The sequence below is a fragment of the Sphingopyxis sp. genome, assembly GCF_965227415.1.
Lineage (GTDB): Bacteria > Pseudomonadota > Alphaproteobacteria > Sphingomonadales > Sphingomonadaceae > Sphingopyxis.
Window position 1 is genome coordinate 1375830 of record NZ_OZ245749.1, and the last position, 13172, is coordinate 1389001.

Annotated in this window: 15 protein-coding genes; 6 read left to right on the forward strand and 9 right to left on the reverse strand. The window is 64.9% G+C overall.

The window, feature by feature from the left end; translation table 11 throughout:
* Positions 1-17: 17 nt before the first annotated feature.
* Entirely contained in the window at positions 18-317 is a 300-nt protein-coding gene (locus ACO055_RS06750; protein ID WP_422061821.1) for a UBP-type zinc finger domain-containing protein, read from the reverse strand.
* A 106-nt stretch (positions 318-423) separates the two neighbouring features.
* Here ACO055_RS06750 and ACO055_RS06755 point away from each other — a divergent pair, with 106 nt between their 5' ends.
* Complete coding sequence (locus ACO055_RS06755; RefSeq protein ID WP_422061822.1) at positions 424-804, forward strand: RidA family protein; 381 nt, start codon at positions 424-426, stop codon at positions 802-804.
* A 167-nt stretch (positions 805-971) separates the two neighbouring features.
* On the opposite strand, the gene ACO055_RS06760 is transcribed toward ACO055_RS06755, so the two are convergent.
* From ACO055_RS06760 to ACO055_RS06775, 4 genes are all read right to left on the reverse strand, one after another.
* On the reverse strand, positions 972-1340 hold the full coding sequence (locus ACO055_RS06760; protein ID WP_422061823.1) for a hypothetical protein: 369 nt from the start codon (positions 1338-1340) through the stop codon (positions 972-974).
* Positions 1341-1368: 28 nt separating this feature from the next.
* Positions 1369-2034 carry a DUF4197 domain-containing protein gene (locus ACO055_RS06765; protein WP_422061824.1) on the reverse strand — a complete coding sequence of 222 codons (666 nt, stop codon included), beginning with the start codon at positions 2032-2034 and terminating at the stop codon, positions 1369-1371.
* A 70-nt stretch (positions 2035-2104) separates the two neighbouring features.
* Positions 2105-3889: a diguanylate cyclase gene (locus tag ACO055_RS06770; RefSeq protein ID WP_422061825.1), complete on the reverse strand. Its 1785-nt coding sequence runs from the start codon at positions 3887-3889 to the stop codon at positions 2105-2107.
* Positions 3890-3980: 91 nt separating this feature from the next.
* The gene (locus ACO055_RS06775) at positions 3981-4589 is read right to left on the reverse strand and encodes a TetR/AcrR family transcriptional regulator (protein WP_422061826.1); all 609 of its coding nucleotides are present in this window, start codon (positions 4587-4589) and stop codon (positions 3981-3983) included.
* A gap of 86 nt (positions 4590-4675) precedes the next feature.
* Between ACO055_RS06775 and ACO055_RS06780 the strand changes: the two genes are divergently transcribed.
* The gene (locus tag ACO055_RS06780; RefSeq protein ID WP_422061827.1) at positions 4676-6118 is read left to right on the forward strand and encodes a carotenoid oxygenase family protein; all 1443 of its coding nucleotides are present in this window, start codon (positions 4676-4678) and stop codon (positions 6116-6118) included.
* Here ACO055_RS06780 and ACO055_RS06785 read toward each other — a convergent pair.
* Both ACO055_RS06785 and ACO055_RS06790 read right to left on the reverse strand, forming a co-directional pair.
* On the reverse strand, positions 6039-6899 hold the full coding sequence (locus tag ACO055_RS06785) for an NTP transferase domain-containing protein (RefSeq protein WP_422061828.1): 861 nt from the start codon (positions 6897-6899) through the stop codon (positions 6039-6041). The two genes, ACO055_RS06780 and ACO055_RS06785, sit on opposite strands and share 80 nt — an antisense overlap.
* On the reverse strand, positions 6896-7924 hold the full coding sequence (locus tag ACO055_RS06790; RefSeq protein WP_422061829.1) for a D-alanine--D-alanine ligase family protein: 1029 nt from the start codon (positions 7922-7924) through the stop codon (positions 6896-6898). The genes ACO055_RS06785 and ACO055_RS06790 overlap by 4 nt, the downstream gene beginning before the upstream one ends.
* A 133-nt stretch (positions 7925-8057) precedes the next feature.
* Between ACO055_RS06790 and ACO055_RS06795 the strand changes: the two genes are divergently transcribed.
* Together ACO055_RS06795 and ACO055_RS06800 are read left to right on the forward strand one after the other, a co-directional pair.
* A complete protein-coding gene (locus ACO055_RS06795; RefSeq protein ID WP_422061830.1) occupies positions 8058-9572 on the forward strand; it encodes a hypothetical protein in 1515 nt (504 codons plus the stop codon).
* Between the two features lie 134 nt (positions 9573-9706).
* Complete coding sequence (locus ACO055_RS06800) at positions 9707-10726, forward strand: hypothetical protein (RefSeq protein WP_422061831.1); 1020 nt, start codon at positions 9707-9709, stop codon at positions 10724-10726.
* Between the two features lie 89 nt (positions 10727-10815).
* On the opposite strand, the gene rplL is transcribed toward ACO055_RS06800, so the two are convergent.
* Positions 10816-11187, reverse strand: coding sequence for a 50S ribosomal protein L7/L12 (gene rplL, locus ACO055_RS06805; RefSeq protein WP_422061832.1), 372 nt, complete (start codon positions 11185-11187; stop codon positions 10816-10818).
* A gap of 56 nt (positions 11188-11243) precedes the next feature.
* Complete coding sequence (gene rplJ / locus ACO055_RS06810; protein WP_422062433.1) at positions 11244-11759, reverse strand: 50S ribosomal protein L10; 516 nt, start codon at positions 11757-11759, stop codon at positions 11244-11246.
* Positions 11760-12237: 478 nt separating this feature from the next.
* On the opposite strand from rplJ, the gene ACO055_RS06815 reads away from it, so the two are divergent.
* Both ACO055_RS06815 and ACO055_RS06820 read left to right on the forward strand, forming a co-directional pair.
* Positions 12238-12798 (forward strand): PadR family transcriptional regulator, encoded by a 561-nt coding sequence (locus ACO055_RS06815; protein ID WP_422062434.1) that lies wholly within the window; start codon positions 12238-12240, stop codon positions 12796-12798.
* Positions 12798-13121, forward strand: coding sequence for a DUF2218 domain-containing protein (locus ACO055_RS06820; protein WP_422061833.1), 324 nt, complete (start codon positions 12798-12800; stop codon positions 13119-13121). The genes ACO055_RS06815 and ACO055_RS06820 overlap by 1 nt, the downstream gene beginning before the upstream one ends.
* The last annotated feature ends 51 nt before the right edge of the window (positions 13122-13172 follow it).

Here is a 13172-nt window from a genome sequence, read left to right on the forward strand (position 1 = left end):
ACCCGCGCTATGACGGTTCAGAAATAGCGCGGGATCGGCCCGACTTGCGGCGTCTGGTCGGGCAGGTCGACCACGACATCGTCGACATAACACCATCCCCAGCCTTCGGGCGGATCATAGCCTTCGATGATCGGATGCCCGGTCTCTTCGAAATGGGACCGCGCATGGCGGTGCGGCGAATCGTCGCAGCACCCGACATGACCGCACGCCCGGCACAGCCGCAGATGCACCCACAGGCTCCCGATCCGCAGGCACTCCTCGCACCCCTTGGCGCTGGGGACAACGGTGCGGATGGTGGACTCGTGCGAACAGGGCATGATCCGATCTCCTTTGCGTGATCGCGCGTATCGCAGGCGCGTTTCAGAAATGGTACCACGGCCATGATTGGTATCACGGGAAGAATCTGATTTGGAGATCGACGACATGACGTCTGAACAACCCGCCGGCCCGCATTATTCGCCCTTCACCGTCGGCGGCGGCCTGATCTTTGTATCGGGGCAGCTCCCGATGCTGCCCGCCCGCGACACGTCGCTCGCCGACGCGCCCTTCGACGTGCAGGCCGAACAGACGCTCCGCAATCTGAAGGCCGTTCTCGAAAGCGCCGGCGTCGGGCTGGCGCAGCTTCTCAAGACGACCGTCTATCTTAGCGACATCGCCGACTGGGGCGCGGTCGATCAGGTGTACCGCCAGTTCTTCGGCGACCTGCGCCCTGCCCGAACCGTCATCGCGGTGGGACCGCTGCATTTTTGCTTCAAGATCGAGATCGACGCCATCGCGCTGGCAGGTGATGCCACCGCCGGTTAGCAGGTGTCGATTGCGGGCCGACAAGGGGCCAATAGCGTCCATGAGATGGTGGTTTTCAGCCACTCGTCATCCCGGACCTGATCTGGGATCCACGGCAGCGGTGACGTCATGGACCCCGGCCTTCGCCAGGGAACACGTCAAAATCGCCCGCTACCGGCCGCCCACCCTCAGCCGTCCGGATCCGGGCCAAGCAGCGGCATCACGTCGACACCATCGCATGGAAAGATCGTGAAGTGCGGATGACTCTCGAACAGCTTGGCGGCCGCCTCGTGCGAAGGGGCACGCACGACGACGAAAACCGTCAGCTCGTTGACCGCGTCCGCCACGCCGCCCGGCGACGTGCGCTTGGTCGCGCCAAGCGGACCGCCCGCATAGACGATGGCGTCCGCATGCGCCTCGTCCCAGGCCCTCAGCGCGGCGAGCCCGATTTCGTCCGTCGCGCGCCTTTCCTCGTCCGACATCGCATACCAGGCCTGCCAGCGCGCGCCGGCCTTGTTGCTGGTGAAAACCGCGAGATACGTGTCCTTCACACTCATGGTCGGGCGCTCCCGGTGTCAAACGGCGTCAGAAAATTCCCTTCAGCAGCTTGCCGGGATTCTTGCGCAGCGCCGCTTCCTCATTCCCCATGTACAGGAAGATGCCTTTCAGCGCCTGATCGGTCACCGAGTCGGTCAGCCGGTCGTGACTGATCCCCGCGATCGATAGCAGCGAGCCATTGCCCGCCAGCTGGTCGAGCTGGCGATAGGCGCCGACACTGTCGAGCGCGCCCATGATCAGCGGGCGGACCTTTTCGGTCAGCACCCCGCCCGCACTCGACTGAAGATAGCGCGTCGCGCCGTCCTTTTTCGACACCAGAGAGGGCACGTCGTTCCAGCCCATAGTGTCGATCGCGGCCCGGAACACCGGCTTGGCTGCGCCCGCCGCCTGACCGCCCGCATCGTTAAGGCTCCTGGTCAGCTTGGTGGTGAGGCCCAGCTTGTCGCCCGCTCCAAGCAGCTTCGATGCAAGCTTGCCGCTGGTACCGGGAAGCAGGATGCGAACCGCCGTGTCGGCGTAAAAGGCGCCCGGCTGCGCCAGCCGCTCGAGCGCGCCGTCGGAGGCGCCGCTGATCAATCCCTTGAAACCGCCCGCTGCCGTTTTCGCCAGCGCGCCGGGCATCAGCGCCAGTCCCGCAATCCCGGCGACACTCGCCAGCAGCATCCGCCGCGCCATCACATCGTCCCGGTCCATGTCAGCCTCCTGCGCCATCACCCGGCACGATAGCGGAAAAGGCAAGTCCGCCCAACTGATTACAGCGGCCTCAGGCCGCCATCCGCAGCCGGTTCCGTCCGTCGCGTTTTGCGGTGTAGAGCGCCTGGTCGGCCCGGTGGAGCAGTTCCTCGGCGTCGATATCGCCATCATATAGCGCCAGCCCGATACTGATCGTCGTGTCGGGCACATCGGTTTCCTCGGCCGTGCCGTTCTCGACCGCCTTGCGCACCCGCTCGGCGACGATCTCGGCCGCCTGCGCGCTCGACCGCTGAAGGATACAGACGAACTCCTCGCCGCCAATCCGGCCGACCATGTCGCCGTCGCGCAGCGCTGCCTTGGCACGCTGCGAAACCCGGCGGATCACGTCATCGCCGACAGCATGGCCATGCGTGTCGTTGATCCGCTTGAAATGATCGATGTCGAAGATCGCGACCGCGAGCGGCGCGCCATGCTCGCGCGCGCCGACGAGCGCGCGTTCAAGAAAGGCCAGCGTATGGCGCCGGTTCGGCAGCCCGGTCAGCATATCGGTATTCGCTACCCGCTCGGCAGCGCTGCGCGCGGCTTCCAGGATACGCGCATTCTCGACCGTTTCAGTCACATCCTGAATGGTGCCGAAAATGCCGACGGCTTTACCGCCCCGACTCTTTTCAATTGAGCCGTGAGATTTCACATAGCGGATTTCGCCGTCAGTGCGCCGGATGCGGCCCTGATATTCAAAAGCATGGCCGGTCCGGACGGCTTCGGCCAAAATCTTGCGGACCGCGGCCATATCCTCCTCGACATATTGCTCGACGCTATAGTCGACATCGACCGGGGTTCCGGGCTCCAGGCCATGGACGCGATAGGTCTGGTCCGACCACTGGATCGTCCAGCGGACCAGATCGACGCGCCAATGGCCGACCAGCGCTGCGGCCTCGGCCTGGACCAGCCAGCCGTTGCTCTGTTCCAGCCGCTTGGCGAGCCGCCGTTGCACGACCAGCAATGCCGCAAGCGGCAGCGTCGTAAAGAGCAGCGCCAACAGATAGAATTGCAGGAATAGCACGCGGACCTTCTGGCTGTCGTCGATCACCGCGATCGGCCCCGCCCCCTGCCCCGTCAGCAGCGAGGCGATGATCGTCACGATCAGCATACCCGTCGCGGCGCCGAACGGGCCGAGTCGGTACGCCGCGGCAACCACCGCGATGCACGGCAGGAATGTCGTCGGGAAATGCGATTGCGAAAAGGCCGTGGCGGTCACCGCTGCGGCGGCGGTCAGGATCAGGATCGCCTCGCTCTTCATGCGCGCGGACATATTGTCGAGCGCCTTGGTGTCGATCATCCGCGCGAGCATCACGATGGGCGGCGTGACGATCAGCATGCCGAGCGCAACCGTCGTGAGCCACGAAAAGAAGAAATCGACCCCCTTGCCCGCAAGCGCGGTCGCCACCGAAGCGCTGAGCGCGCTTGCCGACAGCGTTGCGATGCAGAAATCGCCCACCGGGCGCGGGGCCATGAACGACAGTTCGCTCGCATGACGGCGGCGGATCAGCCACAGCGCTGCGAAGGCTTCGGACGCATTGGCGAGCGTGAAAGCGGCCGACACGATCGGCGGCGTCCCGCCCAGAATATTCGCGGCGAGGCTGGCCGCCGCCATCCCTACAAAGGATGCTGCGTGCGCGCGGCGGGGCATCAGCAGCAACAGCGCCAGGAAATAGCCGCTCGGGGGCCAGACCGCGGCGATATTGTCGGCGCCTTTGGTCGCGTAGAGCGACAGGCTCGCCATCAGGAAATAGCCGAGCGCCGTCATCAGCGACCATAACGCCGCTTCGACTCCGGGAGAGAGCGATCGCGTCATATCCCGAATCTATCCGAAAACTGGAAAATAAACCGCTAACATTTGCTGCGGCTTAACCCGATTATACGGCAAAATCACGCGCGTTAAGATTCTAGTCGACCCCGCCGAAGGTCATGCCGACAATCTGCTCGACCTGCGCCTCGTCCCATTCGATCCGCCGGTCGAGGACGAGCATGGCGACGCCGTGCACAAGAGACCAGGCATGCAGAGCGGCAACTTCGGGATCGTCGAGGTGCGGCATTGTCTGCGCGATGCCTGCGCGGAGCAGATTATAGCCAACCTCGCCGCCGTCGGTGCCCGGTTCGCAGCGGTCACGCATCTGCCGCGTGAAGCTCAGCCGGAAGACCGCGGGTTCGTCATGGGCAAAGCGGACATAGGCGACTCCGACCGCCAGGAAACCCTGGCGCCCGCCGCCCGCCTTTAGCCACGCCTGCGCCTGCAACGCGCCGAGCCGGCGAAGCCCCTCATCGGCGAGCGCATCGAGCAGCGCCTCCTTGTCCGGAAAATGGCGGTAAAGTGCTGTCGCGCTGACTCCGACGTCGCGCGCCAGTGCCCGCAGGCCAAGCTCGGCGCCGTCGCCCTCTTCCAGCCGCTTGAGCCCAGCAGCGATCACCGCAGCGTGCAGATCGCCGTGATGATACGACCCCGAACTTCTGGCGTCGGCATTTTCTATGTTGACACTGTTATCTTCTTCGCTCATGTTGTCACCGTAAACATTCCGAGTCGCCAGTGCAATCCCCTCCACACTGCGCGACACTTTCGCCAACTTCCGTAAGGAGCATCACCATGGCAAGCAACGTCGAAAGCCTGATCCGGGGCGCCGTCACCAAAGGCATCGGCAAGGTCGCCGATTTCAACCGCAAGCGCCTCCCCCGCCCCACCGACGCACATCCCTATCTCACCGGCATCCACACCCCGATGACCGAAGAGTTCACGCTCGAGGGACTGCGCGTCGAAGGTGAAATCCCCGCCGCCCTCACCGGCCGCTACCTGCGCAACGGCCCGAACCCGGCGGTCGCGCCCGACCCGGCGAGCTATCACTGGTTCACCGGCGCGGGCATGGTCCACGGCATCCGCATCGAAGGCGGCAAGGCCGACTGGTACCGCAACCGCTGGGTCCGCGGCGCCGAGGCATGCGCCGTCCTCGGCGAGGACGTCCCGCCCGGCCCCCGCGCCGAAAGCAACGATGCGCCGAACACCAATGTCATCGGCGTCGACGGCCGGACTTTCGCGATCGTCGAAGCTGGCGGCAAGCCGGTCGAACTCGGTTATGAGCTGAACACGATTGCCCACAACCCTTTCGACGGTACGCTGAAGGGTCCGTACACCGCGCACCCGCACCTCGACCCGTTCACGGAAGAGATGCATTCGATCACCTATAAGGGCGACGATTTCAACACGGTCTGGCACGTCGTCGTCGACCAGCAGGCTCACGTCATCCGCGAACTCGCGATCCCGGTCAGCGATGGCCCCTCGATACACGACTGCGCGATCACCGAAAATTATGTGCTGATCCTCGACCTGCCCGTCACCTTCTCGATGTCGCGTCTGCTCGCGGGCTTTCGTTTCCCCTATGCATGGAATGAAAAGCATCAGGCGCGTGTCGGCCTCCTCCCCAGGAAAGGCACTGCGGACGACATCATCTGGGTTCCCGTCGAGCCCTGCTATGTCTTCCACCCCGCCAACGCGTTCGAGACCGCGGACGGCAAGATCATCGTCGACGTCGTCGCGCACGAAACGATGTTTGCCGAATCGACGCGCGGACCCGACAGCCAGAAGGCGCGCATGGAACGCTGGACGCTCGACCCCGCCGCGCGCACGTCGGTCCGCGCCGTCACCCACGACCATGCGCAGGAATTCCCGCGCTATGACGAGCGACTGACGACCAAACCCTATCGCTACGCCTATACGGTCGCGATTCCCGAGGCCGAAGCGTCCGAATGGCAGATCGCCGATACGCGGTTATTCCGCCACGACCTCGAGGAAGGCGCGACCGCCATCCACGACTTCGGCCCTGGCCGTCACCCCGGCGAGTTCGTCTTTGTCCCGCGCAGCGAAACCGGCGCGGAGGACGATGGCTGGCTGATCGGCCTCGTCGTCAACATGAACGACGAGACGACCGATCTCGTCATCCTGAATGCCGATGATTTTACCGGATCGCCACAAGCCGTCGTTCACCTGCCGCATCGCGTGCCGCCCGGGTTTCACGGGAACTGGGTCGCGGATTGACCACGTCAGGCCGCTTCATCAGCGCCTCTGTCACCCGCAGCGACCGTTCGTTGTCGACGTCGATCGCCGTTGCCCCGTTGCTTACGAGCAGCGGGGCAATGTCGACTTGAAGGTGGCGCGAGAGGCGCTGAAAGATGTGGTGGATCGGGCCGAGCCCGAAGCGAAAGCGTAGCAGGTTGATCAGGCCGAACGCCTGCATCACCCGGATCGGTTTCTTCACGAATTGGCCGCCGCCGCGGAAAGCCTCGGCGGCTTTCAGCGCGCCGCGATGGCCGATCCAATAGGCATTGCAGTTCGACACCGCGACGTCGGAAAATTCATAGAAGCGCCGTTGTCCCTCGGGATGCACTGCCAGCACATCCTCGCGCCGGGCAAGCGCGACGCCCGCCTCGATATCCAATCGCGCCGCTTCGGCACCGATCTCGGCGATCGTGGCAGCGGTCAGCAGGCAATTGTCGGCGGTCGTGATCAGCAACGGGAAACGCGCGGAGCCTGCGGCAAGCAGCACAGAATCGGCCAGATTGTCGGCGGCCGGAAGGACGACCAGCCGATCCCCCAGCAAATCGACGACCGGGTCGTTCAGATCGTCGATCAGGGCGGCATGATGCGTCGACACCAGCACCCGTTCGGCGTCGCTATCGGCGGCGCTTTCCAGCACATGTGCGATCATCGGTCGCCCTGCTACCGGCACAAGGCATTTGTCAGCGACGCCATGCGCCTCGGCAAGCGCATCGATCGCGCCCGGACGGCGGCCCGCGAGGATCAGGATCGAACCGCTCATGCCGCATCCCTCCGCGCGAACCCGACGAGTTGGCGGATCATGCTTTCGGACACGATCGTCTCGATCAGGTCGGCCTGGCTGAAGCCCGCGGCGACGGCGGCGCGGCCGAAGACCTTTTCCGACCAGAGGTTGCAATTCAGATTGACCTCGAGCAGCCGGATCTCACCCGTCGAAGAATCGACGCGAAACTCGAAACGACCATAATCGAAGGGCCGGAAGATTTCCGCCATCTGCGCCGTATATCGAGTCAGCGCCGCGCCGATCGCGGCGTCGTCGAACAGCTTCAGACTATATTTCTGGCTGCGATCGACCAGATCGCGCTTCTCCTGATAGGTGCGCAAATGGCCCGGGTCGGCCTGTTCGAAAATCATCATCGGCAGCATCGCCGGCTCACCATGCAGCGTGATCACGGGGACTTCGACGTCGCTGCCCTCGATGAAGGGTTCGACGATCGCGTCATGGTCGAGCGCGTGGATCTCGGCGATCGCCTGCGCGAGCTCGACGCGATCATGGGCATCGCGAATACCCCAGGACGCCGAGCTGTTGTTGGGTTTGATCACCCACCGCTTGGCAGGCGGGCAACGCGATGCATCGACAGGCGCGCCGCGACGGAAGATCGCCCAGGGCGCCGTCGGAATGCCCCGCGCCGAGGCCTCCAGCTTGGTCAGATGCTTGTCGTCGGACAAGCCGCGCACGATCGGCGACGCACCGACATAGCGAAGCCCCAGCCGGTTGCAGAGCAGCGGCAGAAGCATCTCGCTGTTATAAAAACCGCCGCGGTTCAGCAGGGGAAAGACGAAGTCGGCGGTCGGCCGGTCGAACAGGTCGGCGTAATTGTCGGCCACGACGAGCGGCATGCCAAGCGCCTCCAATATCTCGCGCGTTTCGCGATGATAAAGCGCATGATTGCCGTCCTCGCTATGGAGTCCGCCGGTCCATTTCGCATGTTTGGCGATGAAGAGAAGGCGCTGCGTGTCGCGCAAGCGATCGGGCAGCCGGGTGGGTGCAAGGTCGTTGGTTCGCATGTGACGCTCTGACCACGCGCAAGTTTCACGCGCATGACCTTTTGATGACCGGGCTGCAACCAAAACGCCAAATCACTGTCATCTTCGGCCGGTACTTCGGCGCCATAGCCCCCTGCCGATCGGATATGCCGCCATGCTTCTGAACCCCAAAAGCTTCGAAAAAAAAGCGCCCTCGTCGAACAGCCGCCACGCTGCGCGGCTCGCGTCGGCACTGGTCAGCGGCGGCGATGGCCGCATCCGGCTCGACGCGCAGGGGCGCAATCAATATTTCGCCAGCGCTGCGCCGAGCGACGCGCTCGCTTATGGCTCGTCGACGATCAGCAGCATTTCGGAACAGGCGTTCGAGACGTTGATCGGCCAGTGGCGCGACAGGCTCGACCGGCCGGTCGCTGCCACCGACTATGCCGGAGGTCTCGCCGCCATTCGCAATCGGCTCGCCGCCTATTTCGGTCTCGCGGGCGATGACGCGATCGTCTTTGCGGCGTCGGGTACCGACCTCGAATATGTCGGCCTTGCCGCGGCCCTCGACGGGCGACCGCTGACGGCGGTGCTTCTTGGCCGCGACGAAGTCGGCAGCGGCTGCATCCACAGCGCTGCTGGTCGCTTCTTTGCCGCCGAAACCGCTACCGGCGCGCGCGTCGTAGCGCAGGCGGCCATCGACCCCGCTTTCGCCGGAACCGAGCTGATCGATGTCGCGGTACGCGACGCCGCGGGGCGACCGCGTGCGTCCGCCGCGGTCGCTGCCGAGCTTTCGCTTCATGTCGAGCGCGCCGCCGCCAATGGCCGCCGCGCGGTCGTGCATGTCGTTCATGGCTCGAAATCGGGCCTCGCGCTTCCTGCGCTTCCGGACGTCGAGCGGCTTGTTGCGAGGCATGGCGATGCGATGGCGATCGTCGTCGATGCCTGCCAGCTTCGCATCACGCCCTCGATCGTCCGTCGATACCTCGATCTCGGCTGCGTCGTGCTGATGACGGGATCGAAATTCGCGGGCGGCCCGCCGTTCAGCGGCTTTGCACTCGTCCCGGCGGCGATCCGCGAGCGGGCGCTGCCGCTTCCCCAAGGCTTCCGCCGCGTGGCAAACCGCGCCGAGTGGCCAGCCGACTGGCCCGGTGCAGACGGTTTGCATGCGAGCAGAAATTTCGGCCTGCTCGTGCGCCTCGAGGCCGCCCTCTTCGAAATGGAGCGCTTCGCCGCGCTGCCCGCCGAGCGCGTCACGCACGTCGCGGCGCGCTTCAGCCATCACGTCATGCGCCTCGTCAAACGACTCGAGCTAGCCGAAGTCGCGGGCGCGGGGACGAGCTGCCTCGCCACCGAAACGCTGCGCACGCTCGACCTGTCGGCGCGCTGGCCGCAATGCGATTTCGACGCCGCAAAGGCGATGCACGGCCATATCGCCCGCCAGTCGCGCCAGTGGCTGGGGCAGGAAATCCGCCTCGGCCAACCGGTCAAGACGCACCCGCTTGCTGACGGACGAATGGCGGGAACGCTGCGCCTGTCACTGTCGATGCCGCTGATTGTAGAGATGGCAGCGTTTGCCGATATCGCCTTGGAAGAGCGGCTCGACCGTGACATGTCGCTGATCGGTGCAGCGATTTCGGCCGCGGGCGCCATGGTTCTCGCTACGCCGCAGACGGCACCCATCGACTGACCGCCAAAGCGGTTTCGAGGCGGGACGAACAGGCACGAAATCTTCGCCGCGCCGTCAGCGACGCACGGCTCATCGCGGAAACACAGGCCGTCGGGCAGCGCTTTGCACGCACGGTTCGTTGCTCCCTCACTATGATGAAAAATGCTCCCCTTATCCGCCCCGCCGCGAGCGCGATTGCCGCGTTCCTGGTCCTGTCCACTCCCGTCGCTTTCGCGCAGGAAGCGCCGACCATGCCGATGGCCCCGCCCGTCGTCGCGCCGCCGGCGTCGGCCCCGCCGACGGTGCAACCGCCCGCCGCTGTTGCCCCTGCGACGGCGCCGACCGCGCAGCCCGTGATCCGCGTGCCTCTTGATCTGCCTCCCGTGCCCAAGGTCGTCGAACGCGAGGCCGCAACGCCGCCCCGCGCCCGTGCCGAGCGTCCCGCTGCGCGCGCCCGCGCTGCTCAGCCTGCACCGGCCCGCGTCACAGCCGCACGAGCAGAACCCGTGGCCGCCGAACCAGTGGCGATAACGTCTGCGCCGATCGACGATGTCGCGCCGATTGCGCCGCCCGTCGTAGAACCGGTTCAGCCGGTGGCCGAGGCTGCTCCCGCGCCCGTTGCAAAAGCAACGACCAGCGGTGACAGCCTCCCCTGGGAAATCGCTGGCGGCGCTGCGGCGTTGCTGATCGCCGGCGGGGCGGGTCTCGCCTTTGCGCGTCGCCGCCGTGCGTCAACCGAAGTGTGGGATTTTGACAACAGCGCGTCGAACGCCGAATGGGCCCCGACCACAGAACCGACCTTCGTGGCCCGCGAGGAAACGATCGTGGCGTCGCCGCCCGCACCGGCATCGCAAGCCAATACCCCGAGTTTTGCCACTGCGCCGCACGGCAGCATGGGGCGACATGAAGCCTTGGCAATGGCCGGCCCAACGCCCGAAAACCCGTTCCCGACGCTGAGCAAAAGGTTGGCCCGCGCGCGTTTTCTCGACCGTCAGGAACGCACGGAATATGATGCGACGCTCGTCAGCCAGCAGGAACCGGCCCGTAAGCCGGTGAGCGCATGGGAGATCGCACAGCGGCAGGCGCCGGTTGCGCCGACCGAACAGGAAGTGCGCCGCCTCGAACCCGGCCGCACGGTCCGCACGGATCTGAAGCCCAGCTGGACGAAAAGCTGAGCCGCTGCGGCAAATAGAAAAGCGAATAGAAAAAGGGCGGCGCCGCAAAACGGCACCGCCCTTTTTTTTCGTAATCGGCTTGCGCCGGATTACTTCAGTTCGACGGTCGCGCCGGCGCCGAGCAGCTTGGCCTTCAGCTCTTCAGCTTCTGCCTTGTTGACGCCTTCCTTGACGGCCTTCGGCGCGCCTTCGACGAGCGCCTTGGCTTCGCCAAGACCCAGGCCGGTGATCGCACGGACTTCCTTAATCACGTTGATCTTGTTGCCGCCGTCACCCGTCAGGATGACGTCGAATTCGGTCTGCTCTTCAGCAGCCGGGCCGGCAGCGGCAGCGGCCGGAGCGGCAGCAACAGCAGCGGCGGCCGAAACGCCCCACTTTTCTTCGAGCAGCTTCGACAGGTCAGCCGCTTCGAGGACGGTCAGCGACGACAGTTCTTCAACGATCTTTGCAAGATCAGCCATGTTCATTCTCCATCAGAACCGGGATGTCCCGGCAGTAGTTTCAGTTCAGTTCGAAATCACGCTGCTTCTTTGGCGGCATATGCGCCAAAAACCCGCGCCAACTGGCCGGCCGGGGCTGCAGCAATCTGCGCAACCTTGGTGGCCGGAGCCTGCACCAGACCGATGATCTTGGCGCGGAGCTCGTCGAGCGAGGGAAGCGAAGCCAGCGCCTTCACGCCATTCACGTCGAGGACGACGTCGCCCATGCCGCCACCAACGATCTCAAGCCGATCGTTGGTCTTGGCAAATTCCACGGCGATCTTCGCAGCCGCGACCGGGTCGGTCGAGGTTGCAAGGGCCGTGGGGCCGGTCAGCAGATCGCTGAGCCCGCCATAGGACGTGCCATCGAGCGCGATTTTGGCAAGACGGTTCTTCGTGACGCGAAAGTCGGCCCCCGCATCGCGCATTTGCTGGCGCAGCACCGTCGACTGGGCGACGGTCATGCCGAGATTGCGGACGACCACAACCGAGGCAGCTGACGACAGCGTAGCGTTCAGCGAAGATACGGCTTCGGCCTTTTCAGTACGATCCATGCCTATACTCCACTCATCTGCCCGGATGCGCGCACGCCAATACGCACGCGCCGCCGGGCGGCTAACACACGCAAATGCCGCTGCGAGCCAAGGCTCACCTGCATTTGCGCAACGATGTCCGATGGGGTCGGTCAAGCCGCGTCACCTGCATGGCAGGCGGGCGACCGATAGAAGACTGTTCCCCGTCTCGGCTGGAAATTAAGAAGGGCATAGTCCCTTCACCAACTGTCTCGGACGGAATTGTCACGGGCGAACCCGCGGCAACACGGGGGCGCTCATAGCGGCTATGGGCGGCAAGTCAAGGAAATCGGCGGAAGTTGGCGAAAGTTGGCGAAAGTGTCGCGTCGCGTGCATTCGGGCTCTTGCAAAGTTTGTTTCAAGATATATCTTAGACCCATCGAATCGCATGAAGGAGTATAAGATGCGACATGAAATGAACCGGCATGGGTGCGACGAGCGCCATGCCATGCGCCGCATGATGCGGCAGGCGATGCGCCACGGCGGCTTGGGCCACGGACGCGGCTTCGGGCGCGGCTTTGGCGGGCGCCACGGGCAAGACGACGACGGACAGGGCCGCCGCCGGCGGATGTTCGACAGCGGCGAGCTGCGGCTCGTCCTCTTGAAGCTGATCGCCGACGAACCGCGCCACGGATACGACCTTATCCGCCAGATCGAAGAGTTGACCGGCGGCGCCTATGCGCCGAGCCCCGGCGTCATCTATCCCACACTGACCCTGCTGGGCGACATGGGATTGATCGAAGCGGCCGACAGCGACGGCGCCAAGAAATTGTTCGCGATCACCGACGCTGGCCAGGCCGAACTCGCCGCGAACAAGGAGATCATCGAAAGGCTGATCGCACGCCTGACCGAAGTCGGCGAGGAACGCCAGCGCACCGACAGCGCGTCGGTCCGCCGCGCGATGGGCAATCTGAAGGCCGTGCTGGTGAACCGGCTGGGCGACCGCGATCTCGACGAGGCGACGTTGCACGAGGTGGTGGCGCTGATCGACGAAGCGGCGCAGAAGATCGAACGACTGTGATGGCGGCCGCCGCGGTCGCGGTAGTGCCGACGGCACATGCGAGCAAATATCTGCAGCAGCTGTGCAAGCACTGGCAACATAATCTGGCGGTCGAATTCACCCCCGACCACGGCTCCGTGACCTTCCCCAAGGATGCGCGCGGGGCCACCTGGGCAAGCGACGCGATCGTCACCTTCGATGCGGGCGCCGACGCGCTGTCGGTCCGCATCGATGCCAGCGGCGACGAGCATGTCGAGGCGATGAAAGGCGTTGTCGCGCGCCACCTCGACCGCTTTGCGTTCCGCGAGGCGCCGTTGGCGTTCGACTGGAGGTCCGTCGCCTAAGCCCGCGTGATCCCGGACCCTTCGACAGGCTCAGGACAGGCTTGATCCGGG